General features: G+C 71.6%; 20 protein-coding genes. 10 read left to right on the top strand and 10 right to left on the bottom strand.

Going from position 1 to position 21,515, the window contains the following annotated elements:
- Position 1: 1 nt before the first annotated feature.
- Both ABT160_RS20070 and ABT160_RS20065 read right to left on the bottom strand, forming a co-directional pair.
- On the bottom strand, positions 2-703 hold the full coding sequence (locus ABT160_RS20070; RefSeq protein WP_351649021.1) for an iron-containing redox enzyme family protein: 702 nt from the start codon (positions 701-703) through the stop codon (positions 2-4).
- 398 nt (positions 704-1,101) lie between these two features.
- Complete coding sequence (locus ABT160_RS20065; protein ID WP_351649019.1) at positions 1,102-1,272, bottom strand: hypothetical protein; 171 nt, start codon at positions 1,270-1,272, stop codon at positions 1,102-1,104.
- 244 nt (positions 1,273-1,516) lie between these two features.
- On the opposite strand from ABT160_RS20065, the gene ABT160_RS20060 reads away from it, so the two are divergent.
- From ABT160_RS20060 to ABT160_RS20050, 3 genes are all read left to right on the top strand, one after another.
- The gene (locus tag ABT160_RS20060) at positions 1,517-2,473 is read left to right on the top strand and encodes a helix-turn-helix transcriptional regulator (RefSeq protein ID WP_351649018.1); all 957 of its coding nucleotides are present in this window, start codon (positions 1,517-1,519) and stop codon (positions 2,471-2,473) included.
- Positions 2,474-2,649: 176 nt separating this feature from the next.
- Positions 2,650-3,657 (top strand): PDR/VanB family oxidoreductase, encoded by a 1,008-nt coding sequence (locus ABT160_RS20055; RefSeq protein WP_351649081.1) that lies wholly within the window; start codon positions 2,650-2,652, stop codon positions 3,655-3,657.
- A gap of 135 nt (positions 3,658-3,792) precedes the next feature.
- Complete coding sequence (locus ABT160_RS20050) at positions 3,793-5,175, top strand: NAD-dependent succinate-semialdehyde dehydrogenase (protein WP_351649017.1); 1,383 nt, start codon at positions 3,793-3,795, stop codon at positions 5,173-5,175.
- 56 nt (positions 5,176-5,231) lie between these two features.
- Here ABT160_RS20050 and ABT160_RS20045 read toward each other — a convergent pair whose 3' ends face one another.
- Both ABT160_RS20045 and ABT160_RS20040 read right to left on the bottom strand, forming a co-directional pair.
- The gene (locus tag ABT160_RS20045; protein ID WP_351649016.1) at positions 5,232-6,737 is read right to left on the bottom strand and encodes an APC family permease; all 1,506 of its coding nucleotides are present in this window, start codon (positions 6,735-6,737) and stop codon (positions 5,232-5,234) included.
- Between the two features lie 113 nt (positions 6,738-6,850).
- Entirely contained in the window at positions 6,851-7,810 is a 960-nt protein-coding gene (locus tag ABT160_RS20040) for an alcohol dehydrogenase catalytic domain-containing protein (protein ID WP_351649015.1), read from the bottom strand.
- A 96-nt stretch (positions 7,811-7,906) separates the two neighbouring features.
- Here ABT160_RS20040 and ABT160_RS20035 point away from each other — a divergent pair, with 96 nt between their 5' ends.
- Genes ABT160_RS20035 through ABT160_RS20020 form a run of 4 tightly spaced genes read left to right on the top strand, consistent with a single transcriptional unit; the run spans position 7,907 to position 12,014 of the window.
- Complete coding sequence (locus tag ABT160_RS20035) at positions 7,907-9,244, top strand: glutamine synthetase family protein (protein WP_351649014.1); 1,338 nt, start codon at positions 7,907-7,909, stop codon at positions 9,242-9,244.
- Complete coding sequence (locus ABT160_RS20030) at positions 9,228-9,968, top strand: type 1 glutamine amidotransferase (RefSeq protein WP_351649013.1); 741 nt, start codon at positions 9,228-9,230, stop codon at positions 9,966-9,968. Before ABT160_RS20035 ends, ABT160_RS20030 begins: the two co-directional genes overlap by 17 nt.
- A complete protein-coding gene (locus tag ABT160_RS20025; protein ID WP_351649012.1) occupies positions 9,959-10,693 on the top strand; it encodes a gamma-glutamyl-gamma-aminobutyrate hydrolase family protein in 735 nt (244 codons plus the stop codon). The genes ABT160_RS20030 and ABT160_RS20025 overlap by 10 nt, the downstream gene beginning before the upstream one ends.
- Positions 10,680-12,014 carry a cytochrome P450 gene (locus ABT160_RS20020; RefSeq protein WP_351649011.1) on the top strand — a complete coding sequence of 445 codons (1,335 nt, stop codon included), beginning with the start codon at positions 10,680-10,682 and terminating at the stop codon, positions 12,012-12,014. Before ABT160_RS20025 ends, ABT160_RS20020 begins: the two co-directional genes overlap by 14 nt.
- 113 nt (positions 12,015-12,127) lie before the next feature.
- On the opposite strand, the gene ABT160_RS20015 is transcribed toward ABT160_RS20020, so the two are convergent.
- Entirely contained in the window at positions 12,128-12,826 is a 699-nt protein-coding gene (locus ABT160_RS20015) for a GntR family transcriptional regulator (protein WP_351649010.1), read from the bottom strand.
- A 150-nt stretch (positions 12,827-12,976) separates the two neighbouring features.
- Here ABT160_RS20015 and ABT160_RS20010 point away from each other — a divergent pair, with 150 nt between their 5' ends.
- Complete coding sequence (locus ABT160_RS20010) at positions 12,977-14,176, top strand: acyl-CoA dehydrogenase family protein (RefSeq protein WP_351649008.1); 1,200 nt, start codon at positions 12,977-12,979, stop codon at positions 14,174-14,176.
- Here the strand turns inward: ABT160_RS20010 and ABT160_RS20005 are convergent.
- From ABT160_RS20005 to ABT160_RS19995, 3 genes are all read right to left on the bottom strand, one after another.
- Entirely contained in the window at positions 14,133-14,981 is an 849-nt protein-coding gene (locus ABT160_RS20005; RefSeq protein WP_351649007.1) for an HpcH/HpaI aldolase/citrate lyase family protein, read from the bottom strand. The two genes, ABT160_RS20010 and ABT160_RS20005, sit on opposite strands and share 44 nt — an antisense overlap.
- Positions 14,978-15,898, bottom strand: a complete 921-nt coding sequence (locus tag ABT160_RS20000; protein ID WP_351649006.1) for an HTD2 family dehydratase — start codon at positions 15,896-15,898, stop codon at positions 14,978-14,980. The genes ABT160_RS20005 and ABT160_RS20000 overlap by 4 nt, the downstream gene beginning before the upstream one ends.
- 137 nt (positions 15,899-16,035) lie before the next feature.
- Positions 16,036-16,989 (bottom strand): LysR family transcriptional regulator, encoded by a 954-nt coding sequence (locus ABT160_RS19995; RefSeq protein WP_351649005.1) that lies wholly within the window; start codon positions 16,987-16,989, stop codon positions 16,036-16,038.
- Between the two features lie 133 nt (positions 16,990-17,122).
- Here ABT160_RS19995 and ABT160_RS19990 point away from each other — a divergent pair, with 133 nt between their 5' ends.
- Both ABT160_RS19990 and ABT160_RS19985 read left to right on the top strand, forming a co-directional pair.
- Complete coding sequence (locus tag ABT160_RS19990) at positions 17,123-18,322, top strand: CaiB/BaiF CoA transferase family protein (RefSeq protein WP_351649004.1); 1,200 nt, start codon at positions 17,123-17,125, stop codon at positions 18,320-18,322.
- A 46-nt stretch (positions 18,323-18,368) separates the two neighbouring features.
- Positions 18,369-19,835, top strand: a complete 1,467-nt coding sequence (locus ABT160_RS19985; protein ID WP_351649003.1) for an aldehyde dehydrogenase — start codon at positions 18,369-18,371, stop codon at positions 19,833-19,835.
- Positions 19,836-19,854: 19 nt separating this feature from the next.
- Here the strand turns inward: ABT160_RS19985 and ABT160_RS19980 are convergent, their stop codons facing one another.
- Both ABT160_RS19980 and ABT160_RS19975 read right to left on the bottom strand, forming a co-directional pair.
- Positions 19,855-20,052, bottom strand: coding sequence for a hypothetical protein (locus tag ABT160_RS19980; protein ID WP_351649002.1), 198 nt, complete (start codon positions 20,050-20,052; stop codon positions 19,855-19,857).
- 70 nt (positions 20,053-20,122) lie between these two features.
- Positions 20,123-21,217, bottom strand: a complete 1,095-nt coding sequence (locus ABT160_RS19975) for a glycosyltransferase family 2 protein (RefSeq protein ID WP_351649001.1) — start codon at positions 21,215-21,217, stop codon at positions 20,123-20,125.
- Positions 21,218-21,515 lie beyond the last annotated feature (298 nt).

Below are 21,515 nucleotides of genomic sequence, written 5' to 3'. Positions count from 1 at the left end.
GTCAGACCCCGGCCGACTGGGCCTCGCGGGCGCCCACGGTGGTCTCGTACAGCTCGGTGAAGTAGTCGCCGATGAGGCTGATGAAGGTGGTCAGGTAGCCCTCGGCGGCCTCCGGGGTGCTGAACTTCTCCACGGCGCGCGAGATGGTGCGGAACATCAGGTCGTCGTGGTCGTGCGACTCGTCGAACGCGATGTGCGCCTTGGTGCCGTGCACGAACTCCGGGCCGAACTCCGCGGACGCCTTCTCGGTGATGACCGGGTTGTAGCGGTCGGAGTACCACTCGACGAACCAGTCCCAGATCGCCGTGGGCGCCGGGCCCGAGCGGTCCGCCTCCATGCGCAGGTAGCCCATGAGCATGGCGGTGGAGGGGAAGACCGGGGTGGCGTCGAGCTGCTCGATGGTCAGCCCGAAGCGCTCCAGGTCGCGGGTGAACATGTGCTCGTGGCCGTACTCCTCGGCCAGGTAGCGGGCGAGCTTGGCGGCGAGCACGTCGTCCTTGGAGCCCACGCGGTAGAGCGCGTACGCGTCCACCTCGTTGTTGAGCCGGATGCGCAGCACCGTCTCGGTGATGTGCCGGACGTAGTAGTCGCGGTCGATCCACTCGCCCTGGTGGAGCTCGCGCAGCTTGGGCACGCGCTGGAACTGCTTCTCGAGGAGTTCCGCGGCGAGCGACTCGAACCTCTGGCGGTCAAGCTTGGACATGCGGGATCGCTTTCTTCTTGTTCTTCCGAGGTGGGTGCGGTGCCCCGGGCGGCGGCGCGCGGATACCCGTGCCGCGGACCCGGGTCAAGATCTCGTCGGATGATTTGCAATTTCTTGCACCGGGAATCCCGGCCCGGTCCGAATCAAGATCGATATGGTAGATTCCACGCGCCGTTGCGGTTCTTATTCCGGATACCGGACGGCGGCATACCGGGCGACGGGACGTCGTTCGGGTACGCCGTATTCAATTACGCCGTCTTCGGCGAGGAAAAGAAACGGGAGCGTGGGCGGAAGTGGACCTGTGCGGGTGCGCGGGATGAAGAAGTGTTCACGGTTTCGTTCGTCCGCGCGATGTCGGTGAGTCCCGCGGCCACTGCGGCCGGCCCGTCGCGGCGGGGTCAGTTGTCGCCGGGGCCGTGCCAGATGATGTCGTCCAGCGTCGCCACCGGCTGGGATCCTGCCTGGGACGTCCCGGTGGACCCGGTCGTCGTGGCGTAGCCCGTCAGGCCGAGGACGGCCGACAGGGAGAGTGCGAGCAGGAGTCCCCGGGCGATGCGGCTGCGGATCATTGTGAAGCACTCCTTCAGAATTTCTTTTCCGGAAGGCGTCCCCCTTGCCTTCCGGGATCAGCTTGCCGGAGTCGTCGAAGCGGACGCCACAATGTTCGGGTGGCGAGAAGTCGCTGACGAGTTCCAACCACCGAGAACGAGAGCCGAGACCGTGCAGAACACGACAGATCCGACACCGGAATATGAAATTCCGCAGTTTTATGAACTGCATGTGAATTTGTATCGGACGGCTCTGGAGTGCGGAGTGCTCCACTCCGACCCCGCCGCCGTCGAAATGGGCCTCCCGGTCGAGGAGGTCCGGTCCGCCGTCGCCGACCTCGTCGCCCTGTGCCTGCTGCGCCCGAGCGCCGGGGACGAGGGCGGGCGCACGGGCCCCGAGGGGTCCGTCGGCTACGTGGCGAGCAACCCCGAAGTGGCCGTCACCCACCTCGTCGGTCCCATCGAGGCCGACATCCGGCGGCTGCGGGACCGGGCCGACCGGCTCGGCGCCCAGGTCATGGCGATGAAGCCGGTCTTCGAAGAGGCCTGGCAGGGCCACTTCATGAAGTCACCGATCGAATACCTCAACACGCTCGACGCCATCCGCGTGACGCTGGAGCGCATAGCGGCCTCGGCGCGCGTGGAGATTCTCGCCGCCCACCCGCAGGTCCCGCCACCCGAAGCCCTCGAGGACGGCTACAGGCGCACCGCCGAGACCGCCGGCCGGGGCATCCTCAGCCGCACCCTCTACCCGCACTCGGTCCTCTCGCACCACTACATGCGCCAGCACATGGTCCACATGAGCGAACTCGGCGTGGAATTCCGCACCGTGAGCCACATTCCCGACCGCATGCTCCTCTTCGACGCAAGCACCGCCGTGATCTCCGACCCCGAGCAGCCGCCGGGACAGGGCGCGCTCGTCGTGCGCGACCCGTCGATGGTCCGCTACCTCTACCGCTCCTGGGAGAGCGCCTGGGAGTCCGGCCGCCCCTTCGACGACAGTCGGCCCGACACCGCGACAGCGGCTCCCCGCGACGAACAGCGGCGCTCCGTACTGCGGTTGCTCGACACGGGCATGAAGGACGAGATGGCGGCCCGCCGGCTGTCGATGTCCATCACCACCTACCGCCGGTACGTCACCGAACTGCTCGCCGAACTGGGCGCCCACAGCCGCTTCCAGGCGGGCAGCTACGCGCGCCGTGCGGGCTGGCTCGACGACTGACCCGCCAAGAGCTCGACGACTGGCCCACGAAGAGGGCGTGGGTCGCCGGTGAGGGTGGGGCCTATTGCGGGCGGACCAACTTTGATACTTTATCGCGGAGTTGGAACCGCGAGCGAGGGGTCCCCGTGACGACGTCTGCCGAGACCGTGCCGCAGGAGCTGGGACACGAGCGTGAGATGGACCTGGTCGTACGGGCGGTGCGGGCGGAGGCGGACGGTGTGCGCTCCCTCGAACTCGCCCCCGCCCACGACGGCGAACGCCTTCCGCCCTGGAGCCCCGGCGCCCACGTGGACGTGGTGCTCGGCACCGGGCCCGACGCCCCGGTCCGCCAGTACTCGCTCTGCGGCGACGCGGGCGGCACGGGTGACACGGGTGACACGGGCGCCGCCGGGGACACCTGGCGCATCGCCGTCCTCAAGACAGCCGACTCCAGGGGCGGTTCACGTCACGTGCACGAGAACGTCCGCGCGGGAGACGTGCTCACCGTGCGCGGACCCCGCAACCACTTCTCCCTGCGCGGGAGTTCCCGGTACCTCTTCATCGCGGGCGGCATCGGCATCACCCCGATCCTGCCGATGATCGCCGCGACCGAGGCCGCCGGTGCCGACTGGCGGCTCGTCTACGGCGGGCGCACCCGTGCGGCGATGGCCTTCACGGACCGCCTTGAGCCGTACGGCGACAAGGTCACCCTCGTCCCGCAGGACGAGGCCGGGACGATCGACCTGGACGCCCTGCTCGCCGCGCCCGAGCCGGACACCCTCGTCTACTGCTGCGGGCCCGCCGGCCTCCTCGACGCCGTCGAGGACAGGTGCGCCGCCTGGCCGCCGGGCACCCTGCGCGTCGAGCGCTTCGCACCCGCGGCGAAGGACCCGAAGGACCCGGAGGACCCGGCGGACTCGAAGGACCTGGGCGAGGAAAGGGAGTTCACCGTCGTCCTCCGGCGCTCCGGCCTGACCCTCACCGTCCCCGCCGGCACGTCGATCCTCCAGGTCTGCCGGGACAACGACGTCCCCGTCCTCGCCTCCTGCCAGGAAGGCATCTGCGGCACCTGCGAGACCGAGGTCCTGGACGGCGAGGTCGAGCACCGCGACGCGATCCTGGACGCCGACGAGCGCGCCGCCAACGACACCATGATGATCTGCGTGTCCCGGTGCCGGGGCGCCGCCCTCACCCTGGACCTGTGACCGGGAAGCGGCCGCTCGCCGTCCCCGGCCGGGCGGCCACGAGGGACCGGTTACGGGGGTCCGGGCGCGGGCCCGCGCTGCCATGCTCGAAGCAACCCGCGTCACGCCACGACCGCTGACGGAGGACACCGCCCCATGAGCGACTACCAGTTGACCAACCCCGCCACCGGCGAGAGCGGGGAACCGCACCCCCTCGCCGGTGCCCAGGACGTCGAGGACGCGCTCTCCTCGGCCCTCACCGCGTTCGGCACCTGGCGGCGCACCACGGTCGCCGAACGCGCGGCGCTGCTGCGGCGCGTCGCCGGCCTGCACGAGGAACGGGCCCCGGAACTGGCGTTCACGATGGCCGCCGAGATGGGCAAGCCGGTCCGCTCGGGACGTGGCGAGATCCGCTTCTGCGCCGAGATCTACCGCTACTACGCCGACCACGCCGAGGAGTTCCTCGCCGACGAGGAACTGCCGCGCGCGGACGGCTCCTCGGCCAGGCTGCGCACCTCCCCGATCGGCCCGATCCTCGGGATCATGCCGTGGAACTACCCGTACTACCAGGTGGCCCGCCTCGCCGCGCCGAACCTGCTGCTCGGCAACACGATCCTGCTCAAGCACGCCCCGCAGTGCCCGGGCTCCGCGCTCGGCCTGGAGCGGCTCTTCGCCGACGCGGGACTGCCGCACGGCGGCTACACCAACCTGTTCCTGGACAACAGCCAGGTCGCGTCCGTCATCGGCGACCCGCGCGTCCAGGGCGTGTCGCTGACCGGGTCCGAGCGCGCGGGCGCCGCCGTCGCGGAGGCGGCGGGCCGCCACCTGAAGAAGGTCGTGCTCGAACTGGGCGGCTCCGACCCGTTCATCGCCCTGGACACCGACGACCTCGACGCCCTGGTGGACGAGGCGGTCGTCGGGCGCATGGGCAACTGCGGGCAGGCGTGCAACGCCGCCAAGCGGTTCATCGTGACCGAGCCGCTCTACGACGCGTTCGTGGAGCGGTTCACCGCGGCCGTGGCCGCGATCAGGGTCGGCGACCCGTTCGACGAGGACACCACGATGGGACCCCTGTCCTCCACCGCCGCGCGCGAGACGGTGGCCGCCCAGGTCGCCGACGCGCTGGACAAGGGCGCCGTCGCGGAGACCGGCGGCGGCCCGCTCCCCGGCCCCGGGGCCTACTTCAGGCCGACCGTGCTCACCGGCGTCGTCCCGGGCATGCGGGCCTGGGACGAGGAGATCTTCGGGCCCGTCGCGGTGGTCCACCGGGTCGCCGACCGGGCGGAGGCGGTGCGGCTCGCCAACGACACCGCGTACGGCCTGTCCGCGTCCGTCCACGCCGCCGACCCGGCGGACGCCCTCGCCCTGGTCGACCTGCTCGACGTCGGGATGGTGTACGTCAACGAGTCGCCGTCGAGCGCCGCCGACCTGCCCTTCGGCGGCGTGAAGCGCAGCGGCTTCGGGCGCGAGCTGGGACGGCTCGGCCTCTTCGAGTTCGCCAACCGCAAGCTGGTGAAGGTCAAGGGGCAGGGAAGTTAGCCGGGAGCCGGGAGCCGGCCCGCTCCTCGGCTCCCGGACCGTCGCGCGCGGGCGCGTCAGCTCACGAACTCCCGCAGGAACTGGTTCCCCCGGCGGCGCCCGGCGGTGGCCGCCCCGTACAGCAGCGCACAGCCGAACAGGACGAACGGGGAGAGCGCGAGGACCCATCCGGTGGCCGACATGTGCCAGGCCGCCGTGCTCGCCCCGGCCGTACCGCTGACCAGTCCGAAGCGGCTGAGCAGCAGGTAGAGGATGCCCAGCATCGCGACCAGGCTCAGTGCGGGGGCGATGACGGTGTTCCACGGGCGCCGGTCCGTGCCGGTGCGCCGGAAGTGGACGATGACGGAGACGCTCACCAGCGCCTGTACGAAGGTCAGCGCCACGATCGCGGTGACGGCGAACCAGTAGAAGAGGTTCACCACCGGGTCCAGGCCGGCCAGGGCGAAGGCCGCGACCACCACGACGGCGATCGCGGTCTGCAGGTACGAGGCGTTCGCGGGCGCGCCCCGGTGGTTCGTACGGCTGAACGGGCGCGGCAGCAGCCCCGCGCGGCCCATGGCGAAGAAGTAGCGGGTGGCGGAGTTGTGGAAGGCCAGGACGCACGCGAAGGCGCTGCTGATCAGCAGCCACTTCATCAGCTCGGCCAGCCAGCCGCCGACGTACGCGTCGGCCACGTGGAAGAGCACCTGGGACGGGTCGGCCAGCGGCACCCCGCCGACCGTGGTCAGCCGCACGGCCTCCTCCGCCACCCGGGTGTGGCCCACCCCGCTGACCACGCCGAGGGAGACGACGGCGAAGACCGCGGTGATGACGCCGACGGAGAGGTACGTGGCCAGGGGCACCGTGCGCCGCGGGTCGCGGGACTCCTCGCCGTAGATGGCGGTCGCCTCGAAGCCGATGAACCCGGCGAAGGCGAACGCGAACGCGATGCCGGGCGCGCCGTCCATGATCGCCGCCGGGCTGAGCGAGGCACTGAGACCGATGCCGTCGGGCCCGCCGCCGTCGGCGAACACCGCGAGGGCGGTCAGCACCATCGAGCCCACCTCCAGGATGAGCAGCAGGCCGAGCAGCCTGGCGCCGAACTCGACGTGCATCAGGCCGAGCAGCTGCACCAGCGCCACCGCCGCCAGCGACCAGGCCCACCAGGGGACGGGCACCGAGGCGGGCAGCGTGGCGACCACGGTGGCGCCCAGGTACCCGTACACCGCGGCCTGGACCAGGCAGTACGCCATGACGGTCAGGTACGCGCAGGCCACGCCCCAGGTCGCGCCGAGCCCGCGGCCGACGTAGGCGAAGAAGGCGCCGGTGTGGACCACGTGGTTGCTCATCGCCGCGTACCCGACGGAGAAGAGCAGGAACACCAGGCCCGCGACGAGGAACGTGCCCGGGGCGGCGGCGCCGTTGCCGACGACGAGGATGCTGGGCAGCAGGCCCGTCATGCCCGCGATCGGCGCGGCTGCCGCGACGACGAAGAAGCAGATCCCGAGGACGCCGATGGCGTTCCTGGTGAGCGAGGAGGCGGGGGCGGCGGCCGGACCGGCGCTCTGGGGCTTCGTCCTCATGTGGTCCTCTCCACGTGCTGCTGGTGATGGGCGGACGTGCTGTTCCCCGTGCGGGTGAGGAGGAGTCCGTAGGGCGGCGGCCGTCTCGTCGGACGTGTCGGGCGACCGTCCCGTCAGGCGACGGTCAGGACGATGCGGCCCCGGGTCGCGCCGGAGCGCAGGAGTTCGTGCGCCCGGTTCGCCTCGCTGAGGGGCAGGTGTTCCACGACGTGCCGCAGGGGCTCATGGCGGGCCAGGTCGAGCAGGTCCCGCAGGTCGGCGGGGCTGCCCCAGATGCTGGTGGTCAGCGAGACCTCGCTGGGCAGCCGGCCGAGCCCGAAGGGGACGGTGCCGCCGAACATGCCCACCAGGACGACGACCCCGCCGCGCCGCACGCTGCGCACGGCCGACCGCAGCGTGTCGTCGGAGCCGACGAAGTCGATCACCGCGTCGTACCGCGCGGGGTCGGCCTCTCCGGGCAACAGGGCCTCGTGGGCGCCGAGTTCGCGCGCGGTGGCCAGCCGGGCCGGAAGCGGGTCCACCACCGACACATGGGTGCCCGGGGTCCGGCCGAGGAACTGCACGGCGTACTGGCCCAGGCCCCCGGCGCCGATCACCAGGACGCGTCCGGCGCGGCCCGGCTCCCCGAGGGCCCTCGCCCGCCGCACCGCGCGGAAGGCGGTGAGGCCGCCGCAGGCCAGTGGCGCCACCTGGAGGGGGTCGAGGCCCTCCAGCGGGATCAGGTACTCGCGCCGGGGGACCAGCATCTTCTCGGCGTAGCCGCCGTCCTCCCAGATCCCGGCCTCGTGGCTGTCCGCGCAGATCATCTCCTGGCCGGACGCGCACGGTTGGCACCCGGGGCGACGGCAGCCCCACGGGGCGTACACCATCACCGGCCCCAACTCCGCGTCCACGCCGACCACTTCGTGGCCCAGGACGATCGGCGTCCGGCCGATGGCGCCGTCGGCGACGTGGAGGTCGGAGTGGCACACCCCGCAGCCGAGGACGTCGATCACCGACTCATGGGGTCCCGAGGCCACCGGGTCGGGTGCCTCGCGCTCCAACAGCCGTTCCCCCGGGGCCTGTAGGGCCATCGTCCGCATCCGCCGGCCTTCCCGTCGCGCCTTGCAGGCTGTTCCTGGTGGCCGGTAAGGTAGCCGATCGTTGATAATTTATCTACGGGAGAGGTCATGGCGATCAAGTCCGGTAGAAACATCGAGGATTGTGCGCGACTGGCCGAAGAAGCCGGCCTGCACACCGTGATCTGCCTCTTCACCGACACCTGGGGAATCCCGCGCGGGAAGCACGTCCCGCTCCGCCAGTTCCTGCGCGGCGGACGCTTCACCACCGCCGCCGTCGCCCTGTCCTGGAACCCCCGGTCCGACGTACTGCCCACCCCCTGGGCCGAGACGGACAGCGAGTACAAGGACATGGCCGTCGTCGCCGACCTCGACACCTTCCGCGTCGCGGGCTGGACCGAGGGCGCCGCCGTCGTCATCTGCGACACCGTGGACGTGGAGACCGGCGAGCCGACCGCGATGGACGCGCGCGCCATGCTCAAGCGCACCCTGCGCGAGTACGCCGACCTCGGACTGACCGTCAACCAGGCGCCGGAGCTGGAGTTCCACCTCTTCGACGCCGACTGGCAGCGGTCATCCGACAAGTCCTTCTGCTACTCCCTGGACCGGGCCGACCAGCTCGAACCCGTACTCGGTGCCATCCGCGAGGCCCTGCTGCGCACCGGCATCGACTGCGAGGCCAGCAACGTCGAGTACGGCCCCTCGCAGGCCGAGGTCAACCTCCGCCACGCGCCCGGACTCACGGCCGTCGACGACGCCGTCCTGCTGCGCCACCTCACCCGCGCGGTCGCCCGCAGGCACGGGTACAACGCGACCTTCATGGTCAAGCCCCTCAACGGCGGCTCGGGCTCCGGAATGCACCTCCACCAGAGCCTCGCCGACGCCGAGGGGCGCAACGCCTTCGCCGTCCGCGACGCCCCCGGCGACGGACTGCCGTCCAAGGCGATGCAGGGGTACGTCGCCGGACTGCTGCGCCGCCAGCTCGACCTCCAGGTGGTGGCGATGCCCACGGTCACCGCCTACCGGCGGGCCGAGGACTACTCCTTCGCCCCCACCCAGGTCTGCTGGGGCCTGGACAACCGGCTCGTCGGGATCCGCTGCCTGACCCCCGACGAGCCCGGCACCCGCGTGGAGGTCCGCTGGGGGGCCGCCGACGCCAACCCCTACCTCCTCGCGCACGGCTGCCTCCAGGCCGGGCTCGAAGGGATGCGCGACAACGCGCCCCTGCAGCCCGTCTCCTCCGGCGACCCGCACGCCGACGGCGGCCTCCGGCGCGTCGCGCCCAGCTTGGAGCAGGCCGTCGAGACCTTCCACACCAGCGAGTTCGCGCGCCGGACGTACGGCGACGTGTTCGTCGACACGTACACCGTCATGCAGCGCAACGAGCTCGCCGCCTTCGGAGCGCACGTCACGGACTGGGAGTTCAGCCGCTATGCCGACGTCTTCTGAGCCCGGGGCCGGACGGCCGTCCGCCCCGCACCGGCACGCGGTCCTCGTCACCCACGAGTCCTGCGGCGGCCCGGACGACACCGGCGCGGTGCACGGCCTCCTGGCGGACCGGGGATTCCGCGTCACCCGCCACAGCGTCTTCCCGCACGGCGAGGCCCGCGACCCCGACCTGGCCCTGCCCGACCCCGGCGACGCCGACCTGGTCGTGCTGTTCGGCTCCTTCGCTCACGCCTGGGAGGAGCGCCACCACGCCTGGGTGGCCGCCGAGGTCGACTGGGTCCGCCGCGTCCTCGCCCACGACGTCCCCTACATAGGCATCTGCTTCGGCGGCCAGATACTCGCCGCCGCCTGGGGAGGCGGCATCGAGCCCATCGGCGCCACCGAGCTGGGCATGCTCACCTTCCCGACCCGCCCCGACTGCCCGGTCCCGGACGGACCCTGGTTCACCTGGCACAGCGACCGCGCGGTCCTCCCGCCCGACGCGGAGGTCTGGGCGCGCAACGACTACGGGCCGCAGGCCTTCGCCCGGGGCCGCGCCATCGGCGTCCAGTTCCACCCCGAGGTCACCCAGGAGCTGGTCGAGTCCTGGATCCGTACCGACGAGGCCGCGCTGGACGCCGCGTACGGCGCCGAGAAGCTGCGTACGGAGGTGGCCGCCGCCGTCGGCACCTCCCGGGCCAACCTGAGCACGTTCCTCGACCGGGTGATCGCCGCATGGGCGTGACCGACCGGCCCCGCATCGCCGTTCCCGGACGGTTCAGCGAGGGCGCCTCGGCCCTGCGCTTCCGCGCCCTGGTCAACGCGCGCGCCCTGCTCGACGCGGTGTGGGACGCGGGCGGCGACCCCGTCACGCTGCTGCCCGCCGAGACGCACGCACCCGCCGAGACGGCGGCACGCCTCAAGGGCTACGACGGCGTACTGCTCCCCGGCGGCGCCGACGTCAACCCCGCGCTGTACGGAGCCGATCCCGCACCCGGCACCGACCCGCCCGACGACCTGCAGGACGCCTTCGACCTGGCCGTCCTGCGACACGCCCTGGACCACGCCGTCCCCCTGCTGACCGTCTGCCGCGGCACCCAGCTCCTCAACGTCCTGCACGGCGGCACCCTGGAGCAGGACATGGCCGACGGGCACGTGCACCTGGTCCAGCGGATCACCCCGGTCGCGCCCGGCCTCTTCGGCCCGGAACCCGTGCGGGTCAGCTGCTACCACCGCCAGCGCATCGACGTCCTGGCCGACGCCCTCGAACCGCTCGCCCACGCGGACGACGGCACCGTCGAGGCGGTGCGCCACCCCACCGCGCCCGGCTGGGTCCTCGGCGTGCAGTGGCACCCCGAGGACACCGCCACCGACCCGCACCAGCAACTCCTCCTGAGGCGCTTCGTGGAAGCGGCCGCGGAGCACGGACGCCACGCCAAGCCAGCGAAGGAACGCCATGGAACTGCCTGAGACCGGCCCCGGCGCCACCGCCCTCACCGGGCCCGACCTTGCTGCCCCCGACGCCGCCCCCGACCCGTCCGACCTCGACCTCACCGACCTCGACCTCTTCGCACACGGCACTCCGCACGCGGCCTTCCGCGCGCTGCGCGACCGGGCGCCGGTCTTCTGGAACGAGGAGGCCGACGGCAACAAGGGCTTCTGGTCGGTCACCCGGTACGACGACGTCGCCGCGGTCGACCGGGACGCGGAGACCTGGTCCTCCGAGCAGCAGGTCACGCTGGAGGAGCTCGACGAGGAGCAGCTCCTGGTCCGCAAGTCGATGATCGACACCGACGGCGCGCGGCACTGGGCGCTGCGCAAGCTGCTCGTAAGGGAGTTCAGCCCGCGCGCGGTCGCGCGCTACGGCGACTTCCTGAAGCAGCTCACCGGGGCGACCCTCGACCGGGCCCTGGCCCTGGGCGAGTTCGACTTCGTCGAGCAGATCAGCGCCGACATCCCGATCCGCCTCCTGGCACGGATGCTGGACGTGCCCGTGGAGGACACGGACAAACTGATCGACTGGGGCAACCAGATGATCGCCAACTCCGACCCCGACTACACCGACGTGCTCGCGGGCAGCGCCGAGTCCGAGGAGTACCGGCACCTGCCGTTCCGCTCCCCGGCGGCCCTTGAGGTCTTCGAGTACGGCTTCCGCCTCGCCGCCCAGCGCAAGGGCGGAGCGGGCTCCGACCTGGTGTCCAAGCTGGTCAACACCCTGCCCGAGGACGGCGTCCCGCTCACCGACCTGGACTTCCAGAACTACTTCTCGCTGCTGATCATCGCCGGCAACGAGACGACCCGGCACACCATCTCGCACACCGTGCGGGCCCTCGCCTCCCACCCGCGGGCCTGGGCGGACCTCAAGGCGGACCCGTCGCTCGTGCAGAACGCGGTCGAGGAGTTCCTGCGCTGGTCCACCCCGATCCTGCACTTCCGGCGCACCGCGACCCGGGACGTCGAGCTGCACGGGCAGCGGATCCGGGAGGGCGACAAGGTGGTGATGTGGTTCGGCTCGGCCAACTTCGACGAGCGGAAGTTCGAGGACCCGTACGTCTTCGACGTCCGCAGGAAGAACGTCGAGCACGTCTCGTTCGGCAAGGGCAGCCCGCACTTCTGCCTCGGCAACGCGCTGGCGCGCCTGGAGATCAGGATCGTCATCACGGCGCTGCTCGAACGGCTGGAGCGGATCGAGCTGCTTGCCGAGCCGAGCATGGTGCGCTCGAACCTGGTGCACGGCATCAAGAGGATGCCGGTACGCGTGCACCTGGACCCGGCCCGCTCCGGCAGCTGAGCGCCGGGCCGCTGGCGTACGGCCCTGAGGAGCGGGCCGTGCGTCAGGGCCGTCGGGTCCCGGTCGGGCCGTCGGCCCGCCTGCCGGACCGTGCTCGTCGGCCGGGCCGTGCGTCAGCCCTTCGGGTCCTCGTCGGCGGTGGCGAAGAAGCCCGCCTCGGTGAGCGCGTCCACGGCCCGTTGTCCGTTGACGCTCAGGTGGTGCTCCATGGCCGCGCGGGCCGTCTCCGAGTTCCGTACCCGCAAGGCGGCGATGATCGCGTCGTGTTCGTTCGCCGCGTTCTTCTGCCACCCGGGGATGATCACGCCGAAGCGCACGTCCATGCCGTGCGACAGGGTCAGCAGCACCGAGCGCAGCCGGCGGGAGGCGCCGACGCGGTTGATCCGGCCGTGGATCTCGTTGTTGAGGTCCTCCTGCACCTGCGGGTCCTCGGCCGCGCGCATGCGGTCGTTGAGCGCCTGCAGCGCGTCGATGTCCTCGTCCGTCATCTCCCTGGACGCGCGCGCAGCCGCGATGCCCGAGATCTTCCCGTAGATCTCGTAGTGGTCCAGGACGTCGACCGGGTCGAGCTCCTCCACGTAGTACCCGCGGCGCGGCACCGTGCGCACCAGGCCCTCACCAGAGAGCGCGATCAGGGCTTCGCGCACGGGCAGTTGACTGACGTCGAGGTCCGCCGCGAGGCCCGAGACGTCCAGGCGGCTGCCCCGGCGGAGTTCGCCCACCATGATGCTGTTGCGGATCGCGTCGGCGACGTCCTCGCGCAGGACCCGGCGGGCCGGGCCGCGTGAGGTGGGGGAGATGTGTCCGCTCATGGCTCCGCTGTCTCGTGTCTGGTGGTCCCTGGCCGAGGGCCACGGCTCCGGGCCCCGCAGACCAGATCGTTCCGGCCAGCGCCATGTTACTCATGGACACTTGCTGATACTTTATCGTTTATCAAATATACGGACCGTCGAGGAGCCGCCATGCTCTCCGCACCACGTCTCGTGCCGCCCGTCCCGCCGGCCAGCCTGTCGACAGAAGAGCGCGAAATCATCAGCGTGGTGAGGCGGTTCGTCGATGCGGAGGTCAAGCCAGTCGTCCACGACCTGGAGGCCACCGACACCTACCCCGAGAAGCTCATCGAGGGCATGAAGGAACTGGGGATCTACGGACTCGCCGTGCCGGAACCCTGGGGCGCGGGACAAGTCAGCGCGGCCTGCTACGTGATGGTCACCGAGGAATTGTCACGGGGTTGGATGAGCCTGGCGGGCGCCATGGGCGGCCACACGGTCGTCGCCAAGCTCATCCTGGACTTCGGCACCCAGGAGCAGAAGGACGCCTACCTGCCCCGCCTGGCCACCGGCGAACTGCGCGCCACCATGGCGCTCACCGAACCCGGCGGCGGCTCCGACCTCCAGGCCATGCGCACCGTCGCCCGCCCCCACGGCGACGGCTACGTGATCAACGGGAGCAAGACCTGGATCTCCAACGCCCGCCGCGCCGGGCTCGTCGCCCTGCTGTGCAAGACCGACCCTGCCGCACGCCCCGCGCACCGGGGCGTGTCCATCCTGCTCGTCGAGAAGGGCGAGGGCCTGACGGTCTCCAAGGACCTGCACAAGCTCGGCTACAAGGGCGTGGAGACCTCGGAGCTGCTCTTCGAGGACATGCGCGTCCCCGCCACCGCCCTCCTCGGAGGCAAGGAGGGCTGCGGGTTCGCCCAGATGATGCGCGGCCTCGAAGTCGGCAGGCTCCAGGTCGCCGCACGCGCCCTGGGCGTGGGGCGGGCCGCGCTGGAGGACGCGCTGCGCTACGCCCAGGAGCGGGAGTCGTTCGGCAAACCGATCTGGAAGCACCAGGCCATCGGCCACTACCTCGCGGACATGGCCACCAGGCTGGAGGCCGCGCGCCAGCTGACCCTGTTCGCGGCCCAGCGCTACGACCAGGGGGACCGCGCGGACATGGAGGCCGGCATGGCCAAGCTGTTCGCGTCCGAGACGGCCATGGAGGTCACCCTCAACGCCGTCCGGATCCACGGGGGTTACGGGTACTCGACGGAGTTCGACGTCGAACGCTACTTCCGTGACGCGCCGTTGATGATCGTGGGGGAGGGGACCAACGAGATCCAGCGCAACGTCATCGTCAAACAGCTCGTCGAGCGCTCCCGCGCGACGCCGCGAGGATGACCCGGGCACGCCTCAGGACGGGACGGTCGACCATGTGCCCGTCCACGGCGGTGACCGCATCCCCGGCGTCCCCGGCGTGCCCGGCGTTCAGGACCGTGCGGGCCCACCGCACCTCCTCCGCCGACGGCGCGAACCCCTCGCGCACGTCGACGAGCTGCGCCGGATGGACGCACAGCTTCCCCGTGAAGCCCATCCGCCGGGCGTGGGCGACATCGGCGCGCAGCGCGTCGAAGTCCCGTACCGCCGTGGTGACCCCGTCGACCGGCGGCGCGATCCCCGCCGCTGCCGCCGCGACCACCAGCCGCGACCGCGCGTAGGCGAGGGCCGGGTGGTCGTCGGGGGCCGTACCGAGCTGCGCGGACAGGTCGACGTTGCCGAAGGCGGTCCGTACGACCCCGGGGGCGGCGCACAGTTCGGTCGCGCGCTCCACGCCGAGCGCGGTCTCCACGAGCGGGACGAGCCCGTACCGGCCCGCCGCGCGCAGGGCGGGGTCCCGCAGCACGGCCGGGTCCTCCGCCTTGGGCACCATGACCGGGCAGCCGTACCCGGCGGCCATCTCCAGATCGGCCGCGCACCACGGCGTGCCGGGGGCGTTGACCCGTACCAGCGCCTCGAACCCGCGCGAGAGCGCGGCGGCCGTCTCGCGACGGGCGCGCTCCTTGTCCGCGTCGGCGACCGCGTCCTCCAGGTCGACGATGACGACGTCCGCACCGGAGGAGGCCGCCTTGCCGAAACGGTCGGGCCGGTCGCCCGGCACGAACAGCAGGCTCGTGGCCCCCGCGATCCGCTCGCGCGACACCGTCATGCGAACACCACCTCCGCCGTGGCGTGCCGGTCGTCCCGGTGCGTGCCGACCCGCAGCGCGACCCGGCCGTCCGACGGGCTCCCGCAGGCCGCCAGGTGCTCGCCGGCGAACACCGGCGACCGCAGCCGGTACGACAGGGAGCGCACCCGTCGCTCCGGCGCCTGGCGGCGCGGCAGCTCCAGCATGAGCAGCGCGAGCAGCGGCCCGTGGACCACCAGGCCGGGATACCCCTCCTCGCCCCGGCAATAGGGGCTGTCGTAGTGGATGCGGTGCGCGTTCGCGGTGAGGGCGCTGAACCGGAACAGCAGCGCCGGGTCGGTCGTCAGCGGCAGCCGCCACGGATCGTCGCCGCGCGGGGGGCGGGCCGAGGTGTCGACCTCTCGGGGGTACGGGGCCGTGGCGCGCCCGGACCGGTAGACGATGTCCTGCTCCTCCACCATGCGGGTGCGGCCGTGCTGCCGGAACTCGCGCCGCTCGGTGACGAGGAGCAGCTCCCCGGTGCGGCCGTGCTTGACGCTCACCGAGGCCAGCGTGTCGGTGCGCTCGGCGGGCTCGCCCAGGCGCAGCGGCTCGTCGATCGTGCAGCGCCCTCCGGCGAACATCCGCTGTCTGCGGGGGAGGGGCGGCAGGAAGTGCCCCTCGCGCGGATGCCCGTCGGGCCCCAGCTCGTGGCGGGCGGGCCAGCGCGCGAAGTGCAGCCAGTGCCACAGCGGCGGCAGCGGTTCACCGACGGCCGTGACGGCGCTCGGCAGGTCCAGGACGGCGGAGAGCGCGGCGACCGGGCTCGCGTGCAGGGGGTCCTCGACCGTGACGGGCCCGGGGGCCCATGACCGTACGTACGACCCGAGCGGGTCCGGCTCGTTCACGTTCGACCCGAGCGGGTCCGGCTCGTTCGGGACGTCCGAGGCGGGGGGCATCGGCGGCTCCAGCGGTGGGCTGCGGGGTGTTCGGCAGGGCGGAGCCCTGCCCGTACGGCTGATCATCACTGCTGACGGACCCGCTTGGACAATAGAAAGTCGTGATGCGCGCATGATCCGGAGGCATGGCGGCCTTGCTAGATCCGGACTGCTTGGTCGCCGTCGCCTTCCGTGCGTGCCGCAGGCCATCTCCCCTGCGCCACCGCCGAGGTGACCTGGCGGGCCAGCTCGGCGGCCACGACCTCCACCGCCGGCGGCGTGCGGGTGAAGCGCGGCGTGGCGAGGACGATCGAGCGCAGCACCTCCGGTTCGCTCAGCGGCGCCCCGCTGAGGACGCCCCGCGCGAGGTCGTCCACGATGCCCAGGTCGGGCAGCACCGTCCAGCCGTGGCCGGCCAGGACGAGCTGCTTCTGCACCCGCATGGAGTTGGTCTGCACGGCGATGTCCAGCTCGGTGCCCGCGCGCACCGCCGCCGCGTCGATCAGCCCGCGCAGCGCGTGCCCCGGCGCGGGCATCACCAGCGGGTGCCCCGCCGCCTCGGCGAACGGCACCGGCGCGTCGCCGCGCAGGCCCGCGTCCGGCGGGCCGACCACCCACAGGCGCTCGCGCACCAGGGGCCGGGTGGCGAGCGCGGGCGTGCTCTCCCAGTCGTACAGCAGGGAGAGGTCCAAGTCGCCCTCGCTCAGCCACTGTTGGAGGTGTCCCGAGTAGGCGGTCATCACCTGGAGCACGACACCGGGGTGGGCGCGGCCGACGGCCGACACCAGGGGCTCGGCCAGCAGGTCGCTGGTGCTCTCCAGGAGTCCCACGGTGACGATGCCGCTCACCTGGCCCGGCGGCGGCTGCACCTCGGCCCGTGCGCGTTCCAGTTCGCCGAGCGCGCGCCGGGCGCGGTCGACCATGATCGTCCCGGCCCTGGTGGGCCGCATGCCCTGCCCGGTCCGCTCGAAGAGCGGGACGCCGAGCTCCTTCTCCAGGGTGCGGATCTGCCGGGTGACCGCGGGCTGGACCAGGTGCAGGAGCTCCGCCGCCCGCGTCACGCTGCCCGCCTCGGCGACCGTGACCACGGCCCTGAGTTGCCTGATGTCCAAGGGACGGCCCCGCCTTCCGCAGCTATCCGGCGCCCGCATGGGGGCATGACGAAAAGCTATTTCATGGAAGGGGTCATGCGTCAGCATGATGGAGGAGCCGGTGCAGGATCCCCGCCCCAGCAGGAGGCAGCCCATGACCCGAGGCCCCGAGCACCGCCCGCTGTCGGGCGTCACGGTGGTGAGCGTGGAGCAGGCGGTGGCCGCGCCCTTCGCCACCCGCCAACTCGCCGACCTGGGCGCCCGGGTGGTCAAGGTCGAGCGCCCTGGCGGCGGTGACTTCGCCCGTCGCTACGACACCACCGTGCACGGCGAGTCCAGCTACTTCGTCTGGCTCAACCGCTCCAAGGAGTCGGTGACGCTCGACCTGAAGACGGACGAGGGGCTGAAGGTCCTCGACCAACTCCTCGCTGGAGCCGACGTGTTCGTGCAGAACCTGGCCCCAGGGGCGGCCGCCCGGCTGGGTCTTGGGGCCGACGACCTCGCCGAGCGCTTCCCCTCCCTCATCGCGTGTGCCGTCACCGGCTACGGCTCCGACGGGCCGTGGGCCGACCGCAAGGCGTACGACCTCCTGGTGCAGTGCCAGACCGGCCTGGTGTCCCTGACCGGCAATGAGCACGGGGCCGCCCGCGTCGGGGTGTCGGTCGCCGACATCGCGGCGGGGATGTACGCGTACTCGGGCATCCTCACCGCCCTGTTCACCCGTGCCACCACCGGGGTCGCCAGGGCCGTGGAGGTCTCGCTGTTCGAGGCGCTGGCGGAGTGGATGAGCCAGCCCGCCGCGTACACCCGGCACGGCGGCACCCAGCCCCCGCGTCTCGGCACCGAGCACGCCACCATCGCGCCCTACGGCGCCTACCGCGCGGCCGACGGCAAGGAGGTGTTGTTCACCGTGCAGAACGAACGTGAATGGGCGGCCCTGTGCGAGGAGTTCCTCCAGCGCCCCGAACTGACCGCGGACGAGCGGTTCGCCACCACGTCGGACCGGGTCGCGCACCGCGACGAGCTGAACGCGATCGTGGCGGCCCGCTTCGAGGCCCTCGACAGCGAGGAGGCGACGCGGCTGCTCGACGGCATCGGCGTGGCCGCCGCCGGGGTCAACGACGTCGAGGGCTTCCTGGCCCACCCCGTGCTCAGGGCCCGCGACCGGTGGCGGGAGGTCGGCCTCCCCGGCGGCGCGACCGTGCCCGCGCTCGTGCCCCCGGTGGACCTGGCAGGCACCACCCCGCGCATGGGTGACGTCCCGGCCGCGGGCCGGCACACCGACAGCGTCCTGGCCGAACTGGGCTACGGGGCAGCCGAGATCGACGACCTGCGCGCTCGCCGCGTCATCTGACCGGGGGCGCGTCCGCGAAGGACCGAGGGAACGGGCGGGACACCTGATGCAGCGCTACGACATGTTCATCGACGGCGAGGACCGCCCGGCGTCCGGGGGCGAGTGGTTCCCCACGGACAACCCCTACCTGGGCACCCCGTGGGCGGAGATCCCGCTGGGCACGGAGGCGGACGTCGACGACGCCGTACGCGCCGCGGACCGGGCCCTGCGCGGCGGCCGCTGGGCCGAGCTGACCGCCACCGCGCGCGGCGCCCTGGTGCGCCGGCTCGGCGACGCGATCACCGAGCACGCCCGCCACCTGGCGGAGGTCGAAGTACGCGACAACGGGAAGCTGTTCAGCGAGATGTACGGCCAAGTCACTTACGTACCGCAGTGGTTCTACTACTACGGGGGCCTCGCCGACAAGATCGAGGGCACCGTCCTGCCGCTCGACAAGAAGGGCTACTTCGCCTACACGAAGAAGGAGCCCGTCGGGGTCGTCGCCGTCATCACCCCCTGGAACTCGCCGCTGCTGCTGCTCGCGTGGAAGGTCGCCGCGGCGCTGGCCGCGGGCTGCACGGTGGTGGTGAAGCCCTCGGAGTACACCTCGGCCTCCACCCTGGAACTGGCCCGCGTCCTCCACGACGCGGGACTGCCGCCCGGCGTCTTCAACGTGGTGACCGGCCACGGCCAGGACGTCGGCGCGGCCCTGGTCGGGCACCCGCTGGTGAGGAAGGTCAGCTTCACCGGATCGGACGCCACCGGGCGCCACATCAACCGGGCGGCGGCCGACGACTTCAAGCACGTCAGCCTCGAACTCGGCGGCAAGTCGCCCAACATCGTCTTCTCCGACGCCGACGTGGAGTCCGCCGTCAACGGCGCGGTCTCCGGCATCTTCGCCGCCACCGGCCAGACCTGCATCGCGGGCTCCCGCCTCCTGGTCCAGGCCGACGTCCACGACGAGGTGGTGGCCCGGCTCGTGGAGCTGGCGGGCACGGCACGGATGGGCGACCCGATGGACGAGGGCACCCAGGTCGGACCGATCACCACCCCGGCGCAGTACGCGAAGGTGCTCGACTACATCGACATCGCCCGCAAGGAGGGCGCCCACCTGGCGCTCGGCGGCGGACCCGCCGAGCGCGGCGGCCTGTTCGTCGAGCCGACGGTCTTCACCGGCGTGCGCAACAGCATGCGCATCGCCCAGGAGGAGGTCTTCGGCCCGGTGCTCGCGGTGATCGCCTTCGAGGACGAGGACGAGGCGGTCGCCCTCGCCAACGACAGCCGCTACGGCCTCGGCGCGGGCGTCTGGACCCGTGACATGGGCCGCGCCTTCCGGATGGCCGACCGGATCCGCTCGGGCACGGTCTGGATCAACACCTACCGCGCCGTGAGCTTCCTCGCACCCTTCGGCGGCTTCAAGGACTCCGGCCTCGGCCGCGAGAACGGGATCGCCGCGATCAACGCCTACCTGGACGACAAGACGGTCTGGATCAACACGGGCGCGGCGACGGGCAATCCGTTCGTGATGCGCTGATCCCGGGTCCGGACAGGTCCTAGACCGCGCCGGTGCCGGCGGCGAGGCGCTCGTCCCTGCGGCGCCGGCGGATGGAGGCCGCGTAACCGAACAGGCAGAGCGCCACGACGGTGACGCTGAAGGCGAACAGGAGCTGGTCGGTGTCGGCGACGCGGGTGAGACCGTAGGCGAGGCCCGCCAGGAGGGCGATGACGCCCAGGCCCTTGAGGGAGTTCATGGAGTTCCTTGTGGTGCTGGTGCTGGTGCTGGTGCTGTTTGTGAAAGTGGTGGTGTCGGTGAGGTTTGGGTTACTTCCACGCGGATACACGCGTGAGGTACGACTTCACGATGGAGGACAGGAGCCAGTAGGTGCGCACGACCGTGAAGACGAGCTCAGGGATCAGCAACGCCTCGACGAGCATCGCCTTCCAGCCGAGGTTGCGCACCCGTAGCGCCGGATACACGATCCAGAACGCGAACAGGACGAAGAAGACCGGGTGCGTGGCGAAGCCCTGCTGGGTGGCGCGCCACAGCTGGGTGGAGCCCCAACCCATGATGTAGAAGGCGCCCAGGAGTCCCAGGATCATCGTGGTGATGGAGTGCCAGGTGAACTTGGTCCAGCCGCGTCCGCGCAGTGCGTCGACGGTGCCGCGGCTCCACCGCTCGCGCTGCTGGATGAGCTCGCGCAGGGTGGGCATCAGGTCGGTGTACGCGATGCAGAGCTGGTTGGCCGTGACCTTCCAGCCCGATTCCTTGAGCGCGAGGGTGGTCTCGTAGTCCTCGACCAGGTTGCGGTGGTCCTCCCAGAAGACCTGGCCCCGCCAGTCGAGGAGGCTCTGCAGGGCCTCGCTGCGGTAGAACGACCCGGCACCGGACATGGTGTGGACGTCCCGGCGGTAGCGGGCGTTGGCCGCCCGGCCGTACTCGATGATCTGCATGCCGAGCAGGTAGCGCTGCCAGGGGTTGCGCCACAGGCCGGTACGGCCCAGACAGGCGGCGCTGACGCCGCCGATGTCGGGGTCGGAGGCGATGACGTTGCGGGCCCGCTCGACGAACTGGGGGTGCAGTTCGGTGTCCGCGTCCATCACCAGGACGTGCCGGACGGAGTCGGTGAGCCGTCCGCCGACCGCCTCGCGGACCCAGTTGAGGCCGTAGTTGAGCGCGCCGGCCTTCTTGTGCGGGTTGTCCGGGAGGTTGAGCACCACCGTGGCGGGCGTGCTCTCGTCGTCGGCGAACCGGCGGGCGAACTCCTCCGTGCGGTCCGTGGAGTTGTTGACCACGACGACGATCAGGTCGGGCCGCCGGGTCTGCTTGGCGAGCGAGTCGAGCGACGTGAGGACGCCGACCTCCTCGTTGCGCGCCGGGACGAGGATGACGGTGTCGTACAGCGTCGTCCTCTTCACGTTCGCGTGTGCGGTCGAGCCGCGGCCGCGGCGATGGCGGCTGCGTACGACGGTCGGCGCGGCAGCACGGCGTCCGCGACCGTGACGGGCACGGGTCGCGACAGTCCTGGACAATCCCTGGTCCCCCGAGAGCGAAAACTGTGGGGGCTTTGGTCAGGAAGCACCCCGTGAGCACTTACCGAGAATTTACCTGCGCTCGGTGCTCGATCGGCCACGGATTACTCCTAGCCCGTTTAGTAGAAACCCTCTTTGACCAGGACTTACTGCCGGTTACGGAATTCCAATGATGAGGAAAACC

It is taken from the genome of Streptomyces sp. NPDC001941, from assembly GCF_040296945.1.
In the GTDB taxonomy this organism is placed as follows: Bacteria; Actinomycetota; Actinomycetes; order Streptomycetales; family Streptomycetaceae; genus Streptomyces.
The sequence above is the reverse complement of the archived record's forward strand: the minus strand, read 5'-3'. Positions and strand labels throughout refer to the sequence as shown.

Coding starts and splice junctions, on each gene's coding strand:
- ABT160_RS20045 (WP_351649016.1), bottom strand. CDS start 6,737: ATGAGGACGAAGCCCCAGAGCGCCGGTCCGGCCGCCGCCCCCGCCTCC.
- ABT160_RS20035 (WP_351649014.1), top strand. CDS start 7,907: ATGGCGATCAAGTCCGGTAGAAACATCGAGGATTGTGCGCGACTGGCC.
- ABT160_RS19980 (WP_351649002.1), bottom strand. CDS start 20,052: ATGAACTCCCTCAAGGGCCTGGGCGTCATCGCCCTCCTGGCGGGCCTC.
- ABT160_RS20040 (WP_351649015.1), bottom strand. CDS start 7,810: ATGGCCCTACAGGCCCCGGGGGAACGGCTGTTGGAGCGCGAGGCACCC.
- ABT160_RS20030 (WP_351649013.1), top strand. CDS start 9,228: ATGCCGACGTCTTCTGAGCCCGGGGCCGGACGGCCGTCCGCCCCGCAC.
- ABT160_RS20065 (WP_351649019.1), bottom strand. CDS start 1,272: ATGATCCGCAGCCGCATCGCCCGGGGACTCCTGCTCGCACTCTCCCTG.
- ABT160_RS20015 (WP_351649010.1), bottom strand. CDS start 12,826: ATGAGCGGACACATCTCCCCCACCTCACGCGGCCCGGCCCGCCGGGTC.
- ABT160_RS20025 (WP_351649012.1), top strand. CDS start 9,959: ATGGGCGTGACCGACCGGCCCCGCATCGCCGTTCCCGGACGGTTCAGC.
- ABT160_RS19990 (WP_351649004.1), top strand. CDS start 17,123: ATGACCCGAGGCCCCGAGCACCGCCCGCTGTCGGGCGTCACGGTGGTG.
- ABT160_RS20005 (WP_351649007.1), bottom strand. CDS start 14,981: ATGACGGTGTCGCGCGAGCGGATCGCGGGGGCCACGAGCCTGCTGTTC.
- ABT160_RS20010 (WP_351649008.1), top strand. CDS start 12,977: ATGCTCTCCGCACCACGTCTCGTGCCGCCCGTCCCGCCGGCCAGCCTG.
- ABT160_RS20020 (WP_351649011.1), top strand. CDS start 10,680: ATGGAACTGCCTGAGACCGGCCCCGGCGCCACCGCCCTCACCGGGCCC.
- ABT160_RS19985 (WP_351649003.1), top strand. CDS start 18,369: ATGCAGCGCTACGACATGTTCATCGACGGCGAGGACCGCCCGGCGTCC.
- ABT160_RS20070 (WP_351649021.1), bottom strand. CDS start 703: ATGTCCAAGCTTGACCGCCAGAGGTTCGAGTCGCTCGCCGCGGAACTC.
- ABT160_RS20050 (WP_351649017.1), top strand. CDS start 3,793: ATGAGCGACTACCAGTTGACCAACCCCGCCACCGGCGAGAGCGGGGAA.
- ABT160_RS20000 (WP_351649006.1), bottom strand. CDS start 15,898: ATGCCCCCCGCCTCGGACGTCCCGAACGAGCCGGACCCGCTCGGGTCG.
- ABT160_RS20055 (WP_351649081.1), top strand. CDS start 2,650: ATGGACCTGGTCGTACGGGCGGTGCGGGCGGAGGCGGACGGTGTGCGC.